Annotated in this window: 14 protein-coding genes and 1 riboswitch; of the genes, 3 read left to right on the top strand and 11 right to left on the bottom strand. The window is 56.5% G+C overall.

What is annotated here, in order from left to right:
• Positions 1–35: 35 nt before the first annotated feature.
• Both H6A25_RS09320 and H6A25_RS09315 read right to left on the bottom strand, forming a co-directional pair.
• Complete coding sequence (locus H6A25_RS09320) at positions 36–1,058, bottom strand: LD-carboxypeptidase (protein WP_204751880.1); 1,023 nt, start codon at positions 1,056–1,058, stop codon at positions 36–38.
• A 17-nt stretch (positions 1,059–1,075) separates the two neighbouring features.
• A complete protein-coding gene (locus H6A25_RS09315; RefSeq protein WP_204751879.1) occupies positions 1,076–1,900 on the bottom strand; it encodes a M55 family metallopeptidase in 825 nt (274 codons plus the stop codon).
• A gap of 240 nt (positions 1,901–2,140) precedes the next feature.
• Between H6A25_RS09315 and H6A25_RS09310 the strand changes: the two genes are divergently transcribed.
• From H6A25_RS09310 to H6A25_RS09300, 3 genes are all read left to right on the top strand, one after another.
• A complete protein-coding gene (locus H6A25_RS09310; RefSeq protein ID WP_204751878.1) occupies positions 2,141–3,526 on the top strand; it encodes an amidohydrolase in 1,386 nt (461 codons plus the stop codon).
• Positions 3,527–3,602: 76 nt separating this feature from the next.
• Positions 3,603–3,679, top strand: a riboswitch (Fluoride riboswitch).
• A 54-nt stretch (positions 3,680–3,733) separates the two neighbouring features.
• A complete protein-coding gene (locus tag H6A25_RS09305) occupies positions 3,734–4,921 on the top strand; it encodes a cation:proton antiporter (protein WP_204751877.1) in 1,188 nt (395 codons plus the stop codon).
• Between the two features lie 106 nt (positions 4,922–5,027).
• Complete coding sequence (locus H6A25_RS09300) at positions 5,028–6,425, top strand: PLP-dependent aminotransferase family protein (RefSeq protein WP_204751876.1); 1,398 nt, start codon at positions 5,028–5,030, stop codon at positions 6,423–6,425.
• Between the two features lie 43 nt (positions 6,426–6,468).
• Here H6A25_RS09300 and H6A25_RS09295 read toward each other — a convergent pair whose 3' ends face one another.
• From H6A25_RS09295 to whiA, 9 genes are all read right to left on the bottom strand, one after another.
• Entirely contained in the window at positions 6,469–7,812 is a 1,344-nt protein-coding gene (locus H6A25_RS09295; RefSeq protein ID WP_204751875.1) for a DUF4179 domain-containing protein, read from the bottom strand.
• A complete protein-coding gene (locus tag H6A25_RS09290; protein ID WP_204751874.1) occupies positions 7,802–8,302 on the bottom strand; it encodes a sigma-70 family RNA polymerase sigma factor in 501 nt (166 codons plus the stop codon). Before H6A25_RS09290 ends, H6A25_RS09295 begins: the two co-directional genes overlap by 11 nt.
• A 103-nt stretch (positions 8,303–8,405) precedes the next feature.
• Positions 8,406–9,362 (bottom strand): tRNA-dihydrouridine synthase, encoded by a 957-nt coding sequence (locus H6A25_RS09285; RefSeq protein ID WP_204751873.1) that lies wholly within the window; start codon positions 9,360–9,362, stop codon positions 8,406–8,408.
• A 57-nt stretch (positions 9,363–9,419) separates the two neighbouring features.
• Positions 9,420–9,905, bottom strand: coding sequence for a peptide deformylase (locus tag H6A25_RS09280; protein ID WP_204751872.1), 486 nt, complete (start codon positions 9,903–9,905; stop codon positions 9,420–9,422).
• A gap of 45 nt (positions 9,906–9,950) precedes the next feature.
• Positions 9,951–10,247, bottom strand: coding sequence for a GIY-YIG nuclease family protein (locus H6A25_RS09275; RefSeq protein ID WP_204751920.1), 297 nt, complete (start codon positions 10,245–10,247; stop codon positions 9,951–9,953).
• The gene (locus tag H6A25_RS09270) at positions 10,247–10,711 is read right to left on the bottom strand and encodes a pyridoxamine 5'-phosphate oxidase family protein (RefSeq protein ID WP_204751871.1); all 465 of its coding nucleotides are present in this window, start codon (positions 10,709–10,711) and stop codon (positions 10,247–10,249) included. Before H6A25_RS09270 ends, H6A25_RS09275 begins: the two co-directional genes overlap by 1 nt.
• Before the next feature lie 13 nt (positions 10,712–10,724).
• Positions 10,725–13,091, bottom strand: a complete 2,367-nt coding sequence (locus H6A25_RS09265) for an ATP-dependent helicase (RefSeq protein WP_204751870.1) — start codon at positions 13,089–13,091, stop codon at positions 10,725–10,727.
• Positions 13,092–13,116: 25 nt separating this feature from the next.
• The gene (locus tag H6A25_RS09260) at positions 13,117–16,698 is read right to left on the bottom strand and encodes a DNA polymerase III subunit alpha (protein ID WP_207750849.1); all 3,582 of its coding nucleotides are present in this window, start codon (positions 16,696–16,698) and stop codon (positions 13,117–13,119) included.
• A gap of 33 nt (positions 16,699–16,731) precedes the next feature.
• Positions 16,732–17,622, bottom strand: a complete 891-nt coding sequence (gene whiA, locus H6A25_RS09255; protein WP_204751869.1) for a DNA-binding protein WhiA — start codon at positions 17,620–17,622, stop codon at positions 16,732–16,734.
• Position 17,623: the final 1 nt, after the last annotated feature.

Here is a 17,623-nt window from a genome sequence, read left to right as displayed (position 1 = left end):
TCAGCATACCATGGGCACAAGTTGTTCGTCAAGCCCTATCCCCGCTTCATCCTGAGAGACAGTTTTCCTCCCCGGTACTCTGCCTGGGCCAGAGCGCCGCACACCAAAGGCATCATGGGAGGCAAATGTCCGATGTCGGCATCCAGAATCACCGGAACGGAAAACTCTTGCAGCACTTCTGTCACCGCCTGGTATTGATCCAGGCCCATCATCTGCTGGCCGTGAATACCGGGGCGGCCAATGAGAAAACCTTTGGCATGACGGAACCAACCGGCCTCCTTCATCTGCCACAAAGCCCTGCGAATAGCAAACACATTCAGATCACAGCTTTCCAAAAACCACACAATGCCGTCCTGCCGGTAGGTGTGACAAAACTCCTCCACTTTGTCAAAACGGGTACCAGTAAGATTCACCAGACAATCCATGCACCCGCCCAGGAGCCGGCCGGAAAAAGCGGCGTCCTGCTGGGGAAAGGCCAGAACCCGGTTTTCCTCTGTGACATGATAGGGTTCCAAGGGGTGGTTTTCATCTTTCAGGCTTTCCTTTTCCCATTTGTCATAGCTTTCCACCGTCCACTTTTCCCCGGTAAGCAGCCCATGAGCATCCCTCAGAGAGGGGTGCCAGGGCTCCATGCCGAAGGCCGGAGCACAGGGACCGTAAATGGAAGCCTGATTGCACAGGGTAGTGAGCAGAAATGTCAGGTTGGTGTTGTCGGAATAACCCATGAACCATTTGGGATGCGCTTTGCCGATGGCTTCAAAATCCACATGATCCAGGATTTCACACATCAGTTCTCCGCCGCCGCAGGACAAAATGGCCTGTACCGGCTGATGGAGGAAAAAGTCATTGACCTCCGCTCCGCAGGCCTGGGGCGTGTTGCTGATTCCCACCCCCTGACCTTCATAACAGTTGGGTCCCAGCAAGGCACGATACCCCAAGCTCTCCCATTTTTTCAGAGAGTTCTGAAAAGCCGAGCGATAGGGCTCGATGGCACAGCCAAAAGACGGGGCGATAAAACCCAGGCTTTCCCCTTTTTTCAAAAATTCTGGGTAGCGCACTTTTTTCTCCCTTCTTTTTACAGCTTGTCCACCAGACGATAGAGCATCAGTTCATGGAGTTTGAAAACCGTTTCGGCATCCCCTGTATAGGCCACTGTCCGCTGGCTCAGGCGGCGCATTCCAGGAATGAGCATAGCGGTATCGGCCATATTGGAATCTTTATAATCCACTTCCATGGTCACCTGATCTCCCAGGCGCAAAGGCTGGATCTGATCCCGCCGGGCAAGTCCTGCCTTGACTCCATCATAAATCAGCTTCCGGGCCTTGTTGGGGTGAATGGAAATGGCAGCAAAGCGGGAAACACCCTCTTTCACCACAATGGCCTCACAATTCGGCACAAAAGCCTGTACTTCTTTGGCCAAGGCGGCATCACCGATGCAGGCCACCAAAGGCACACCGTAATGACCGGCCATGGCGGCATTGGCCACCGTTTCGGTGTTCATGGTGATGCCGTTAAAGCGCAGGTTGTACACCTTTCCCCCATTGTAGCAGTGGTCGATGACGCCGCCGGGAGTCAGACCGGCTCCGGCATGACCAAAGGAAATATAAGCATCAAAGGTGCCGTCGATGGCCTCCATCTGCAGGCTCTGGCGCATGGCGCCGGAAAGCAGTTTAATCCGCTCGTCCAGATCTTCAATGAGCAGATTCTCCATATCGGCGTGACCATCGCACACCAGCACTTCATCATACCCGCTGTCAAAACAGGCACGGGCCGCAGCGTTCACATCCAACGCCAGGCGTTTGCGGGCCACAGCAAAATCCGCCCCCTGCCGGGAGCACTGGATGTTTGTGACAACTCCTTCCATTCCCTCGATATCCGCAGAAATATATGCCTTCTTCACTTTCGCATCCTCCCTTTGTTTTTTTCTGATGATACCATATCCCCTCTTTTGCCGTCAAATGATCCCGGCGCATTGACAAACCCGCTATAACGGGAGTAAAATTGATTCATAATCCACAAATGGAAGGGCATATACCGGAGCATTTATGTATTTTATACATAATTTTTTTGCATTTTTCAGCAACTTGCCGAATTTACTCTTTCCGGGTTACCCTCCCACCAGAAAAGGAGAGGAACTTTTATGTTGGACATCGCTGCCACCCGTGCTGTGGATCAGGCCGCTCAGGAACTGACCGAACTGGCTCAGAAGATCTGGGAAACTCCCGAAACCGCCTACAACGAAGTCAACGCCTGCCAGTGGCTGGCCGATTATCTGCGTCAGCAGGGCTTCACAGTGGAAGTGGGCTATGCCGGTCTCCCCACCGCCATCCGGGCCACCTGGGGCAAGGGCCATCCGGTGATCGGCTTTTTGGGAGAATATGACGCCCTTCCCGGCCTGAGCCAGAAAATCTGCACCCAGAAAGATCCTGTCACTCCCGGCGCACCTGGCCAGGGCTGCGGTCATAACCTGCTGGGCGTAGCCTGCATCGGCGGCGCTCTGGGCATGAAGGCCCATCTGGAAGAGACCGGAAAAGAAGGTACTGTGGTCTTTTATGGCTGCCCTGCCGAAGAAGCCCTCACCGGCAAAACCTTCATGGCCCGCGGCGGCGCTTTCAAAGAGCTGGATGTGGCTCTGGCCTGGCACGGCGGCTCCATGAACGGAGTCAATCTGGGCACTTCCAACGGCCTGAACAGCGCCATTTTCCATTTCCACGGCGTCACCGCTCATGCCGGCGGCGATCCTCACAACGGCCGCTCGGCCCTGGACGCCGTAGAGCTGATGAATGTGGGTGCAAACTACCTGCGGGAGCATGTGACCAGCGATGTTCGCATTCATTATGTGATCAAAGAAGGCGGCACAGCCCCCAACATCGTTCCTGATAACGCCAGTGTCTGGTATTATGTGCGGGCCATGAGCCGCCAGGCCATTGAGGATACCTATGCCCGTCTGGTCAAGGTGGCCGAAGGCGCCGCCCATATGACCGAAACCAAGCTGGAAATTGAATTTTTGGGCGGCTGCTATAACTCCATGAGCAACAAGGTGCTGGTGGAAGTAGCCCACGACATGATGGAGCAGATCCCCCTGCCCCAGTGGACTGAGGAAGAGCTGGACTTTGCCCAGAAGCTCAATCTGGAAAGCCCCCAGTATGAAAAGATGAAGGCCGCAGGTCTGCTGGACGGCCCCGCCATCTGTTCGGTGGTACCTCCCATTGCCAATCGCAACGGGTATGGTTCCTCCGATGTGGGCGATGTGCAGCACATCGTTCCCTGCATCATGGTGAGCACTGCAACCTGCAACCGGGCCGCTCCGGGCCACAGCTGGCAGATTACTGCCTGCGCCGGCATGAGCATCGGCCACAAGGGTATGCTCTATGGCGCCAAGGTGCTGGCCGCTACCGCCAGCAAGCTGGTGGATGATCCCACCTTGGTGGAAAAGGCACAGGAAGAATGGAAAGAGCGGATGCACGGTGATACCTATCATTGCCCCATCCCCGAAGAGATTCCCATTCCCCAGCCCCAGAAATAAATAACAAAATGTATCTGCTTCCCCGAGGGTTTCCTCGGGGAAGTTTTTCTTGCCAAACTCTTTGCGCTGTGGTATTCTTTTTTCCGGGAATGAAGTTCTCCCCCGGCCTCTTCAGGCCCAAACCGCTTTTTGGCTGATGACTTCTGCGATATTTTCCGCAGGGGCATCAGCTTTTTTGTTGCCCCGAAACAGAAAGGAGCAATCGAAATGCTATACAGTCTGGCACTTGTTTTTCTTCTGGGGATGCTTTTGGGAAAAGCCTCTCAGAAACTGGGGCTGCCGCCCCTCTTTGGAATGCTTCTGGCCGGCATCCTGCTGGGGCCTTCTGTGTTTGACCTGCTCTCCCCTTCCCTCTCCGCCGTATCTGCCGACCTGCGCAAGGTGGCCTTGCTGATCATCCTGGCCCGGGCTGGTCTCAACCTGGATGCGGGAGAACTGCGGCAGATGGGCCGCCCTGCCTTCCTGATGTGTTTTCTCCCGGCCACCTGTGAAATATGCGGCATGATCCTGCTGGCTCCCTCTTTGCTGGGACTTTCCCTGTTGGAAAGCGCTCTGCTGGGCGCTGTGATCGCTGCTGTTTCTCCGGCGGTGGTGGTTCCCAAAATGCTTTCCTTGCTGGAAAAGGGATGGGGCAAAAACCACCACATCCCCCAGTTGGTGATGGCCGGAGCTTCTGCTGATGATGTGTATGTGATCGTGCTTTTTTCGGTCTTTTCCGATCTGTGCGCCACCGGCCACTTTTCTCCCCTTTTTCTTCTGCGCATCCCTACATCCATTGTTTTCGGTTGTCTTGCAGGGCTTTTGCTGGGACAGATTCTGGCCCACTTCTGTCAAAAATGGAATCTGCTTCCTGTTCGCCGTCTGCTTCTGGCGCTCTCCTGTGCCTTCCTGCTTTCCTCTGCCGAAGACCTGTTCACCGGCTTTATCGGCTTTTCCGGCCTGCTGGCCGTGATGGCCATGGGGGTTTCCTGGCGGCACGCATCCCCCAAAACCAGCCTTTCCCTCAGCGGGCAGCTGTCCCTTTTGTGGAGCGGTGCGGAAATTCTGCTTTTCGTACTGGTAGGCGCCCAGGTGGATGTATCCTACGCCTTCAAAGCCGGGCCCATGGCGGTTTTGCTGCTGCTGGGCGTGCTCTGTTTCCGCATGATGGGAGTGGGGCTTTCCCTTCTGAAAACACCGCTGAACAAAAAAGAAAGGCTGTTCTGCGCTTTGGCCTATACCCCCAAAGCCACTGTGCAGGCGGCTATCGGCTCAGTGCCTCTGGCCATGGGTTTGCCCTGCGGAGAACTGGTGCTGACGGTGGCAGTGCTGGCCATCCTCATTACGGCCCCCTTGGGCGCCTTCGCCATTGACCGGACTTTTCCCCGTCTGCTCCAAGGCCCGAAGGAAAACTGACCTTGTCCCCTGGCCCCGCCTCTGCTATGATAAAAGGGATCTGATCCGGTCTCATAAGGGATTTTTTCTCTTTTATACCCTATCACATTTGCAGGAGCGTTTTATCATGAGCCACATTACCTTTCCCCTTCTCACTTCCGGCGGCGAGCCTTATTACCTTCAGCTCTACCGACATATCCTGAAAGAAATCAAAAAAGGAGGACTGCAAGCCGGGGAAAAGCTTCCTTCCAAACGGGCCCTGGCCCAGCATCTTTCGGTGAGTGTCAATACGGTGGACGCCGCTTATCAGATGCTCACCACCGAAGGCTATCTTCGCGCTGCCCCAAAAAGCGGTTTTTATGTCTGTCCTCTGCCGCAGCTTCCCACACCCCAGCGGCCAGTTTCTCCCCCACCGCCGCCTGAAGCGCCCAAACCATACCTTCCTTTTGACTGCTCCCCCGGCTCTGCCGACCCCAGCGCCTTTCCCTTTGCCACCTGGGGCAAGCTCACCCGGGAAGTGATGGGACAGGGGGAGCTCCTGTCCAAAGGGGAAGCCCAGGGAGATCTATGCCTGCGCCAGGCCTTGTGCCGCTATCTTCACCAGTACCGGGGCGTTCAGTGCCAGCCCTGCCAGGTTCTCATCGGCGCAGGCATGGAATATCTGCTCACTTTGCTTTGCTGCCTCCTTCCTCCGGAGACGGTTTACGCCATGGAAGAGCCCGGTTATCCCAAAGCCGCCCAATCCTTCCGCAATCTGGGGCGGAAAGTTGTCCACATTCCGGTGGATAAAGACGGAATGGATCCGGTGAAGCTGGAAGAAAGCGGGGGCTGCTGCGCCTATCTCACCCCTTCCCACCAGTTTCCCACCGGCGGAGTGATGCCTGCTCCCCGCCGGGCCCAGATACTGGGGTGGGCAGCGGAGCAGGAAGGACGGTATCTCATCGAGGACGACTATGACAGCGAATACCGCTATGCCGGCCGTCCCATTCCCGCCTTGCAGGGCAGCGATCTCCATGATCGGGTGATCTACTGCGGTACCTTTTCCCGCAGCCTGGCCCCTTCCATCCGTATCGCCTATCTGGTGCTGCCCATGTCCCTGCTTCCCACCTATCACCGGCTGTTTTCCCTCCAGTCCTCCACCGTTTCCCGCTTTGAACAACACACCCTGCTTCGGTTTCTGGAAGAAGGCTACTGGGAACGGCACCTCAACCGCACCCGTATTCTGTACAAAAAAAGGCGGGAAGAGCTGGCGGCCAGCCTGAAATCCTCTCCCCTGGGCCCAAACCTGGAGATCTTAGGTTCCCAGGCCGGGCTCCACTTCCTTCTCCGGTTCCATGGCGGCCTTTCGGAAAAGGAGATGGCCCGTCGGGCCCGGGAGCAGGGAGTGGACCTTCTTCCCCTGTCCCACTGTTACCATGACCCTATGTTGGCACCCCCTTCCACCCTGCTTTGCGGCTATGGACGGCTGCCTTTGGAGGAGATCCCCGCTCTGACCCAGGCTCTTGTCCGTGCTTGGAACAACTAGAAAAAGAGGGTAAGGCCAATGGCCTTACCCTCTTTTTTGCTGCTCATTTGGAGAAAATCACTGTATCTCCCAAGGCAATGGACTGCACTTTTTCCGGCTGGATGGCTTTAGGGAAGAGCCACCGTCCAAAGAAATGTCCGGTACCATTCTGCTTTTCCAGTCCATTCCAGAAACTGGTGACGCAGTCCCCCTTGTCCAGAACCAGTTTGGAGCCATCCTCCATCACAAAGGTCACTGTGGACTGGCCAAAGCCTGCATGATCGCTTCCGATTTCCAGACTGAGAGTCATGGGGGTGAGGACGATGCGGTTCACCGGGCATCCCTCCACCTGGGTCTCCGGGGTATACACCAGCTGATCCGGCGTCTCCAAAGGAATCTCCAGCTCCCAGTTTCCTTCCACAGGCCGGATCTTGAGATAAAGAAAATACAAGTCCTCCAACATCAGATCATCCAGGATCTCCGGCCCCACGCCTCCAAAAGCGATATCGTAATAAAGTTCCCCTTCCCATTCAAACAGGATCTGGGTCAGACTTTGGTTATACTGAGCTTCCTGGCCGGTTCTGCTGCGCAGAGTGGTGAGCACATTCAGATACTCCAGACAGATGTCTTCCGGACACTTGACCTGCACATGGAACGCTCCATCGTCTCCAAAGCCCAGGGCCGAAAGAGAAAATCCCTTTCCTTCTTCCAAAGGAGCCGCTTCCTCCCCCGGCTGGAGCACAGGGCTCTTTTCCCCAGCTTTCTGGGTGTTTTCTGCCAGGATGGTTTTCTGGATCCGGGAAGCAATCTCCGTCTGGGGCAAAGAGGCTGTAAATTCCTCCCGGGCACTGATTTTCTGTAAGGTCAGCTTTGCCACCTGCTCTTCTCCCGTAGTTTCTCCACTCCAACTCACTTTCACCAAGGCGGTGCGGCTTTCCGGGTCATAACCCAGACATTTCTGGCCCATGGTAGCCATCTCCTGGGAAGGCAATTCCAGATTCCAGTCACTTCCGTAGGATCCCAGACTGGTATTCTCCCCCAGACGGTCTCCTGTTTTGTCCTGGATTTCCAGGTAGATCTGGGTAAAACCGTCATCGGACAGGGCGGATACTGCCCGGACGACGATACCATTGTCCTCCGTTTCCAAACCGGAAAATTGCTGGCTTTCTTCCTGCCAGCTGCCCAGGTGCTGATTCAGAATCTGGCGCAGGCCGGGGGAAAATGCAAAGACCGCCGCAGTCAAAGCACACACCGCCAAGCAGGCCACCGCCACACGCCGTGCCATCCGGCCTTTCCGTTTCTTTTGAGGAGCAAACGCTTTTTCCAGGATTTCTTCCTTCTTTTCTCCCAAGGTCAGCCCGGACAGGGCCTGATCCATATCCTGACGAAAATCCCGCTTATTCTTCATCGTAATACCATCCTTTCAGCTGCTCTTTCAGCTGCCGACGGGCCCTGGACAGACGCACCGTCACCGTGGACAAGGGGACATGGAGAATCTCTGCAATCTCCCTCGCCTTCAGCTGCTGATAGTAATAAAGCAAAATGACCTCCCGGTAGGGCCGGGACAGAGCCATCACCGCCCCAGGCAAGGTGTCATCGGTCTCCGGCATCCCAGGGGCCGGCAGCTGTTCCAGCACCTGAGAGGACAGACGGCGCCAATGCCAGGGCGAACGCAGATAGCCTTTGCATACATTGATGGCAATGCGGGTCAGCCAGGTGGCCATGGCTGCCTGACCCCGAAATTCGTCCATGTGCTGAAAAGCCCGCAAAAAGCTTTCCTGCACCGCATCCTCTGCCAGATTCCCATCCTTCAGATAGAGGGTACACAGCCGCAAAAGCCGGTCCCCCTCCTGTTCCAGCATCTTCTGAAAAAGGGCTTTCTTTTCCTCCTGCTCCATCCCGCTTCCTCCTTTCTCCCATTGGACGCTTTTCCCTGTCGTTTTGCTTCCTCATGGCAAAAAAATTTCCCCAAAGCCCAAAAGACTTTGGGGAAACAGCAGGTCACCAGGGTTCTTTGGCATCCTCCCGCAGGGGCAGGCGGAAAATTCCTTCCACAGCCCACTGATAATCCGCCGGTTCTGTGGCTTTGCGCAATTTCTTACCCAGCCCCTGCTCATCTTCAAAAAGATAAATCATACACCGCCAGATGTCCTTCATGCGGCAAATGGCGTTTTTGGGACTTTGGAATGCCTGGCAGTATCCTTGGTACAAAGTATCGTGAAACAGCCGCAGCTCTTCCCGCCGGGCCGCTTTGCCCCCTTTGGCCTTGCGGAACACCGCCGGATCGGCAATAGCCCCTCGTCCCAGCATCAACCCCCGCAGCATGGGATATTCCTGCTCCATCCGGGCACAGTCCGCCGCTGTCACCAGATCCCCATTGTAGCAAAGGGGCAGGCTGGTGTGTTCTGCCGTCCACCGGAAAGCATGAGGCCGCACCGGTTTTCGGTAAAGATCCTGACGCACCCGGGGATGGAGGATCAGCTCTTCCAGGGGATACTTTTCAAAAATAGCCAGAATGGGAGGAAACTCATCTTCCGAAGTCATACCCAACCGGCTTTTCACCGAAATTTTCACCGGCAAAGCGGCGGAAAAGATCGTTTCCAAAAAATGATCCAGCTCCTGTGGATGGGCCAGAAACCCCGATCCCTTGCCTTTGGCGGTGACGGTGCCCGAAGGGCATCCCAGATTCAGGTTGATATGCCGGTAGCCCATCTCCCCCAAACGGCGGGCCGCGCCGATGAAATCCCCACTGCGCCGGGTGAGCAGCTGAGGAACCAAGGGCAGCCCCTGGTTTTCCTCAGGAGCAATATCCCGCAGCTCTCTTTTGTTCAGCGTGCCCCCTTCCCCCGGGGAAAGAAAGGGGGTATAGTACCGGTCGGCGCCGCCGAAAATTTGGTGATGGGTCCGCCGGTACAGAGGGCCGGTGATCCCCTCCAAAGGGGCCAGATCATAGCGCACGGGCCTTTCCTCCTTTGTTCTTGCTTCTTTGCAGCCTTCTTCCTTCCCAAGGCCAGTCTATGGCCGCTTCTTCATCACAAAAGACCGGCTGTCCAGGGCCCGCATGGTGGCCAGGATGCCATCCAGATGATCGTATTCATGCTGGATCAGTTCGGCCATGTCATCGTCCATCTGCATTTCCTGCTCCACCCAGTTTTCGTCCCGGTAGCGCAGTAAACAGTGGCGGTGCCGGCGCACCCGGACCAAAAGCCCCGGGAAAGACATACAATCGTCCATCAGTTCCATGGTTTCATCACCAACGAAAGAAAGATGGGGGTTGAGGATCACATAGGGCTTGTCGGTAAGCATACAAATCACCCGTTTGTGTATCCCGATCTGGGGGGCCGCAATGGCCCTCCCGAAGCCATAATCCCGGCGAATGCCCCGGATGCAGTCAAACAAATCCTCAAACATGGGGCGCAGCTGTTCCAGCTCTTCCTGCCTGACCTCCTGGGAAACCTGGTATAGCCTGGGATCTCCCAGCAGCAAAATCTCTCTTTCCACTTTGGCTTCTCCCCTTCCTTTTCCATTCCCTTCTGTGCCATTTTCTCAGGGCAGCGTTTCCCCCGAAGAAAAAGGATGGCTTTGGATCAGCTTCAGCTTTTCTCTTTTTTTCAGCTTTTTCACCTGCCGCTCCCGGCGCAAAGCTGCTCCCTGGCTAAGGCAGCTCTCCCAGTAAACCAGCGTCAGTTCTCCCCGGCCCCGGGTGTATTTGGCCCCCCGCCCTTCCCGATGGGCCCGGAGCCGCCGGGGCAGATCGGTGGTCACGCCGGTATACAGGCTGCCATCGCCGCAGCGGAGGATGTACAGGCACCAGCTTCCCCTTTCCGGCAGGTCTTTTTCCATCACAGGCGGTTACTCTTGCCGGTGATATGGATCAGGTCCACGGCCACCACCTGCACCTTGGGGAATTTTTCAATTTCCTTTTCCCATTCACTCTCATAGCCGGGAGAATATTTCTGGCAGATGGCCAAGAGGGCCTTCTGGGCTTCCTCTCCCTGGGCCAGCCGGGCTTTTCCCTGGGCCACCACCGATTCATAAGCCATGGTCATTTCCTTTTGCAACACCTGGGTGCGTCCCAGGGCGCACAGGCAGACCTGGGGGTTCTTCCGGATGTTATCCAGCTTCTCTCCCGCCGGAGCACAGTGGAAATACAGAGTATCTCCCAACACCACCGGAGAGACCGGCACGGTGTGAGGCGCCCCCTCTTCATCCACCGTAGTAAACAGGGCATATTCACATTCCGACAACAGCTTCCGGGCCTTTTCCTCTTCCATAGCCCGCTTTCCCAGACGCATGGGACGAATCATAGGTTTTCCTCCTTTATTTGATGGTGATAAACTGGCTGGCCGTGCGCAGCATCATCATTTTGGTACCTTCGGCGAATTTCACTTCCATCAGCACATCGTTGCCCATGGGCGTGCAGGCCTGCACCACCCCATCCCCAAAGGCCTTGTGGGTGATGGCCTGACCAGGGCGCACAGAGGGCAGATCCTTCTGGGCCTCCTTGGCTTTGCCGGAGAAGGCCGAGGTAAAGCTTTTCTGCACAGTGGGACGGATGCTGGCGGCCTGACGGCGCTGGGGAGCCGGACGGGCCTTTGCCTTTTTCTCCATGTGTTCTTCCGGCACTTCTCCGATAAACCGGGAAGGCCGGCAAAAGGAGGTCTGGCCATAGAGCATCCGCCGCTGGGCGCAGGTGATATAAAGCTTCCGCTTGGCCCGGGTCATGGCCACATAGCAGATCCGCCGCTCCTCTTCCAGCTCCTCATCACTGTCCATGCTCCGGTGGGAGGGGAAAATGCCCTCTTCCATGCCGCAGAGGAACACCGTGTCAAACTCCAATCCCTTGGCCGAGTGCATGGTCATCAGCGTAACGGCGTCGGCCTGCTCATCGTACCGGTCAATGTCGGTGAACAGGGCCACTTCTTCCAGAAAGTCCAGCAATGTCCCCCCTTCGTGAGTGCTTTCAAACTCCACAATGTTGGATTTCAGCTCCATCACATTTTCGATCCGGGTCTGGGCTTCGATGTTTTCCTGGCTGCGCAGCATCCGCAGATACCCGCTCTCTTCCAGCAAGGCGTCATACAGCTCGCCCAAAGACAGATCGTGGGCTTTGTCCTGCAGGCCCTCGATCATCCTGGCAAAGGCCTCCAGACTGTCCTTGGCCCGGGCCAGATCGGGATATTCCCCTGCCCTTTGGATCACGGAAAAATCATCGGTATTTTCCATGGACGCCAGATCGGCCACATGCTCCAGGGTCTTGGCGCCGATCTTCCGGGGCGGATTGTTGATAATCCGCCGCAGACGGATGCCGTCTGAAGGATTGACAATGACCCACAGATAGGCCAGCATATCCTTCACCTCGGCCCGGTCAAAAAACCGCAGGCCGCTGACCATCCGGTAAGGGATGGCATTGCGCTTGAAGGCTCCTTCGATGCTGTTGGACAGGGCATGGTTCCGATAGAGCACAGTGAAATCGGAAAATTTCTGGCCTTTCCCATAGCCTTTGAGGATCTCGCTGGCGATAAACTGCCCCTCGTCCTCCTGGTTGTCTCCGGAGAAGTAGACGATCTTGTCTCCCTCGCCGTTTTCTGTCCACAGGCGCTTGCCCTTCCGGGCGGTGTTGTGGGAGATCACCTCGTTGGCCGCTTCCAGAATGCTCATGGTGGAGCGGTAATTCTGCTCCAGACGGATGACCCGGGCATTTTCATACTGCTTTTCAAATTCCAGGATGTTTTCAATGGTGGCGCCCCGGAATTTATAGATGCTCTGGTCGTCGTCGCCCACCACGCAGATATTCCCATGGCCCCCGGCCAACAGGCTGCACAGCACATATTGGGCATGGTTTGTGTCCTGGTATTCGTCCACCAGCACATAGCGGAACTGGCGCTGGTAATGCTCCCGCACATCGCTGCACTCCTGGAGCAGATGGACGGTTTCCATGATGATGTCGTCAAAGTCCATGGCTCCGGCCCGGCGCATCCGCTTCTGGTATTCTTCGTAAATACGGCCCACGGCCTTCTGGTAATAATCATCTCCCGCCTGCTGCTGATACTGCCGGGGAGTGATCAGTTTGTCCTTGGCCCGGGAGATCTGGCTGATGACCCCCCGCAGATCAAACTTCTTTTCATCATAGCCCAGCTCCCGCAGAGCCTGACCCATCATTTTCTTTTTGTCGTCCTCGTCGTAGATGGTGAAGTTGCCGTAGCCGATCCGGTCCCCATACCGGCGGAGAATCCGCACGCAGGCCGAATGGAAGGTATGGGCCCAGATGTCCTCGGCCATGGCGCCGCAGGCCTTTTCCAACCGGTCCTTCAGTTCCCCGGCCGCCTTGTTGGTAAAGGTGATGGCAATGATCTGCCAGGGGCGGGGAGGATCTACACTGCACAAGTCCACAATATCTTCCGGCGTCACATCCTCCGGCTGGGCCAGATAGGCAGCCATGCGCCGGAGATCCTCCTGGGTGGCCCCCACAGGAGCAATTTCCTCTTCGTAGCCCCTGCCGTATTTCAGCAGATTGATCACCCGGTTGATGAGCACGGTGGTTTTGCCGCTTCCCGCTCCGGCCAACAGCAGCAAAGGCCCTTCGGTACAGAACACCGCTTCCCGCTGCATGGGGTTGAGCCCGGAAAATTCCTCTTCCAGGATGGATTTGCGCAAGGCGCTGTATTTGATATCAAATTCCGTCATGTATGTTTGTTCCCTTTCCCTTTTTCTATCGAAGCACCACATTCTGGGAAGAAAGCAGCCCGCCCAGGCTCCGGATCAGTTCCTCCCCCGGTGTGACCCAAAGCTCCTGCCGGGCCAGAAACCGTTTTCCGGTATCGCTGTAAAAGATGACCACCGGCGTTCTGCCAGGGCTTTGGCGCAGAAGAGTCTTGGTCTGTTCCAATAGCGGGGCGTTTTCTCCGCTGAAGCGGAGATACAGCCGGGGGCCGGAAGGCTCTTTTTCCGTCCTTCCCTGTGTCTCCCGGGCCTGGGGCCGTGGAGAGGAGCCACGGGAGGCATTTCTCCATCCGCTATTTCTATTTTTGTTCTGCCATTCTGCTGCACTCTGGGGAGTGAGCACGGCGCACCGGTCGCACACCAGCTTGGGCGCTTCATCCTCCCTGGCGGAGATACGGCCATATACAACCAAAGCGTTGTCCTCTGCGAAAGCGCCAGGCGCACTGTCCATGGCTTTCTGGAACACCAGCAGCTCCATGCTCCCCGATCGGTCCTCCAGAGTCACATAAGCCATAGTGGTATTGTTTTTGGTGGTCTTCAGCTTGACTGCCGAGACGATACCGGCCAAAGTGATGTACATCCCATCCCGCAGATTGCTTTCCGCTCTTCCCATGCCCTCTTCCTCTTCCGGAGCAAAGGCCGCCAGCACCTGGGCAATGGGAGTGGCTCCTACCTGTTTCATCAGCTCCCCCTGTTCATCCAGCGGATGGCCGGACAGATAGATGCCGGTGGTCTGCTTTTCCATGGCCAGAAGCTCCCGCTTGGGATATTCCGGAATGTCAGGCAGCTCCACTTCCGCCGCTTCTTCCTCCTGGGCCATACCGAACAGATCGATCTGACCTTCGATGTTTTTCCGCCGTTCGCTCACCGAAGCGTCCAACACCTGTTCATAAACCCGCAGCAGCTGGGAGCGATGGTGACCGAAGCTGTCAAAGGCACCGCAGCGGATGAGATTCTCCAGCGCCCGCTTGTTCAGATCGGTCTCCACCATGCGGGAGCAAAAATCGCTGAAGGAACGGAAGGCCCCGCCCCTCTGCCGCTCTTTTTCCAAAGCGGCCACAAAGCTCCGGCCCACATTTTTCACCGCCGCAAGACCAAAACGGATGGTCTTACCCCGGACAGTGAAGTCCGCTCCCGATTGGTTGATGTCCGGAGTGAGGATGGTGATGCCCATTTCCCGGCATTCCAGGATGTATTCCGACACTTTGGCGCTGTCGTCCAGCACCGAAGTGAGCAGAGCCGCCATATATTCGGTGGGATAGTGGTATTTTACATAGGCGGTCTGATAGGACAAAACCGCATAAGACACTGCATGGGCTTTGTTGAAGGCATAATTGGCAAAGTCCAGCAGATCGTCAAAGAGCTGGGAAGCCACTTCCTCGGGAACACCATTGGCCACGCACCCTGCGATGCCTTCTTCCTGGTTGCCGTGGATAAAGTTCTCCCGCTCGCTTTGCAGCACATCCATCTTCTTTTTGCTCATGGCCTTGCGCACCAGGTCGGCCTTTCCCAGAGAATAGCCGGCCAGACGGCGGAAGATCTCCATCACCTGTTCCTGGTAAACGGTGCAGCCATAGGTCACCTGCAAGATGTCCCGCAGCAGAGGATGCTTGTACTGCACTTTTTCCGGATGGTGCTTGCAATCGATGTAAGTGGGGATGCTGGCCATGGGGCCCGGACGGTACAAAGCGATGGCCGCGGTGATATCTTCGATGGAATGGGGCTTCATGGCCACCACCACCCCGCGCATCCCGGCGCTTTCCAGCTGGAACACCCCGGAGGTCTTGCCCTGGGAGAGCATCTCATAGACCCCTTTGTCCTCATAATCGATGTGGTGCAGGTCCAGCTCCACCCCGCTTTGCTTTACCAGTTCCACCGCATCGTGGAGGATGGTCAGGTTCCGCAGCCCCAGGAAATCCATTTTCAAAAGGCCCAGCTCTTCCAGCGTGGTCATGATATACTGGGTGACAACGCCCTGGTCGTTTTTGGCCAAAGGCACATAGCGATGTACCGGCTCTTTGGTGATGACCACACCGGCGGCATGGGTGGAAGCATTGCGGGGAGTGCCTTCCAGCTTCCGGGCGGTGTCCAGAAGGGTGTGCACCCGCTCATCGCTTTCATACAGGCTGCGCAATTCCCGGGAGACCTTCAAAGCCTTGTCCAGGGTGATTTTCAGTTCCTGGGGCACCAGCTTTGCCACCGCGTCCACTTCGGCATAGGTCATGTTCAGCGCCCGGCCGCAGTCCCGCACCGCCGCCTTGGCCGCCATGGTGCCGAAGGTGATGATCTGGGCCACATGGTCTTCTCCGTATTTTTCCACCACATAATCGATGACCTCCTGCCGCCGCACGCCGCAGAAGTCCATATCGATATCGGGCATGGACACCCGTTCCGGGTTCAGAAACCGTTCGAAGTACAGGTTATACCGCATAGGGTCGATGTCGGTGATGCCCAGACAATAGCTGACCATGCTGCCTGCGGCGCTGCCCCGGCCAGGGCCCACCGGAATATCCCGTGACCGGGCAAAGCGGACGAAATCCCACACAATGAGGAAATAGTCGGTAAACCCCATACGGCAGATCATGTCCAGTTCGTATTCCAGACGCTCCCGGTAAGAAGCATCCGGATGGGGATACAAGCGGGCAAAGCCCTCATCGGCCAGGTGGCGCAGATATCCCTCTGCATCATACCCTTCGGGCACATCAAAGGCCGGCAGATGCTGCTCTGAAAAATCAAATTCCACCTGACAGCGCTCGGCGATCTTTACCGTATTGGAAATGGCCCCGGGGAATGTGTCCTCGGGAAAGAGCCGGGCCATCTCCTCTCCGCTTTTCAGGTAAAATTCTTCCCCTTCAAAACGCATCCGGTTGGGTTCATCCACCGTTTTTCCCGTCTGGATGCAAAGAAGTACATCCTGGCTGGAAGCATCCTCCCGCCGGAGATAATGGGCATCGTTGGTGGCCACCAGCCCCACACCCAGCTCTTTGGCCAAACGGCACAGTCCCTCATTGACCTTTTTCTGTTCGGGGATGCCGTGGTCCTGCACCTCGATGAAGTAGTTTTCCGGGCCGAACAGATCCCGGTATTGTGTGGCCAGCTCCAGGGCTCCCTCATAGTTGTCCTGCTCCAGCAGCCTGGGCACCTGCCCGGCCAGGCAGGCCGACAGGCAGATCAATCCTTCGTGGTATTCTTTCAGCAACTCCCAGTCCACCCGGGGCTTGTTGTAAAATCCCTGAAGAAAGCCCTGGCTCACCAGATAGATCAGGTTTTCATACCCTTTCTGGTTCTGGCACAAAAGCACCAGGTGATAGGCTTCCCCGTCCAACTCAGCGGTTTTGTCAAAGCGGCTGCGAGGCGCCACATAGACCTCGCAGCCGATGATGGGATGGATTCCTTCCGCCTTGCAGGCTTTATAAAAATCAATGCACCCGTACATCACCCCGTGATCGGTGACGGCCAGGGACTGCTGCCCCAGCTCCTTGGCCCTGCGGGGCAGCTCCGCCACCGGACAGGCACCGTCCAGCAGGCTGAACACGCTGTGCACATGCAAATGGACAAAATCAATGGCCATAGTATCTTTATCTCCCAATTTCTTTGCCTTTTCTCAATCTTCCAATTTGGCTGCCAGCTGCTCCAGTTTCCGCAGCCGGTTGTTCAGCCCCGGTCTGGAAAGAGGCGGATCAAAATGCTGCAAAAGCTCCGTGAGGGATTCTTCCGGATGCTCCATACGCACCCGCGCGGTCTCTCGCAGACTTTCCGGCAGCTGCTCCAGCTGCCCCGCTTTTTCCAATCTGCCAATGGCGTGGCACTGGCGGGCGGCCGCTTCCACCGTTTTCCCCAGATTGGCCGTTTCACAGTTGACCCTGCGGTTGATGTTGTTGCGGAAATCCTTTTCCACCTTCCGCAGCCGGAAATCCATAGCAGCCCCAGGGGCTCCCATGCGTCCCACAATCTCTTCGATCACATTGCTGTCTTTATAGTAAAGCACAAAATTCCCCCGGCGGGAAACAAACCCGCAGCTAAGGCCCATTTCTTCCAGCAGCAGCACCGTCTGCCGGGCCACATTGTAATGGGAAGTCACCAGTTCCAGATGATACCCCCTCCCGGGAGCCGATACATACCCGCCGGTGAGAAAAGCTCCCCGCAGAAAAGCAATGCGGCAGCAATCTTCCTCCACCACGGCCCGGTTGAGATGAAGAGCAGTTCCTTCAAATTCATATCCAAAGGCAGAAAAAACCCGCCGCAAAGAAGGAGGGTCTTCCAAAATCAGCGCGTTGGTCCCATCGGGACGGGAAGAAATCTCCACCCCGGCGCACCGGCGGAGAAGCTGCCGGACTCTCCCCCGCACCGCCGCCAGGTCACTGTGTACCCGCAGGCGGCTTTGGGAGAAAACCGCGGCAAAGAGCAGCATGCCATAACACTCTGCCCGGGCACAGCAATCCTTCCCCGGCCCCAGGCGGCAAAGCTCTTCTTTGATCTGTTGTGTAAAGGACATC

This window comes from Intestinimonas butyriciproducens (genome assembly GCF_016901775.1).
In the GTDB taxonomy this organism is placed as follows: Bacteria; Bacillota; Clostridia; order Oscillospirales; family Butyricicoccaceae; genus Pseudobutyricicoccus.
This window is presented reverse-complemented; position numbering and strand designations above follow the sequence as displayed.

Excerpts from the sequence above, each read along its gene's own strand:
- H6A25_RS09270 (WP_204751871.1), bottom strand. The coding sequence starts at position 10,711 with ATGATTCGTCCCATGCGTCTGGGAAAGCGGGCTATGGAAGAGGAAAAG.
- H6A25_RS09295 (WP_204751875.1), bottom strand. The coding sequence starts at position 7,812 with ATGAAGAATAAGCGGGATTTTCGTCAGGATATGGATCAGGCCCTGTCC.
- H6A25_RS09310 (WP_204751878.1), top strand. The coding sequence starts at position 2,141 with ATGTTGGACATCGCTGCCACCCGTGCTGTGGATCAGGCCGCTCAGGAA.
- H6A25_RS09290 (WP_204751874.1), bottom strand. The coding sequence starts at position 8,302 with ATGGAGCAGGAGGAAAAGAAAGCCCTTTTTCAGAAGATGCTGGAACAG.
- H6A25_RS09265 (WP_204751870.1), bottom strand. The coding sequence starts at position 13,091 with ATGACGGAATTTGATATCAAATACAGCGCCTTGCGCAAATCCATCCTG.
- H6A25_RS09260 (WP_207750849.1), bottom strand. The coding sequence starts at position 16,698 with ATGGCCATTGATTTTGTCCATTTGCATGTGCACAGCGTGTTCAGCCTG.
- H6A25_RS09275 (WP_204751920.1), bottom strand. The coding sequence starts at position 10,247 with ATGGAAAAAGACCTGCCGGAAAGGGGAAGCTGGTGCCTGTACATCCTC.
- H6A25_RS09305 (WP_204751877.1), top strand. The coding sequence starts at position 3,734 with ATGCTATACAGTCTGGCACTTGTTTTTCTTCTGGGGATGCTTTTGGGA.
- whiA (WP_204751869.1), bottom strand. The coding sequence starts at position 17,622 with ATGTCCTTTACACAACAGATCAAAGAAGAGCTTTGCCGCCTGGGGCCG.
- H6A25_RS09300 (WP_204751876.1), top strand. The coding sequence starts at position 5,028 with ATGAGCCACATTACCTTTCCCCTTCTCACTTCCGGCGGCGAGCCTTAT.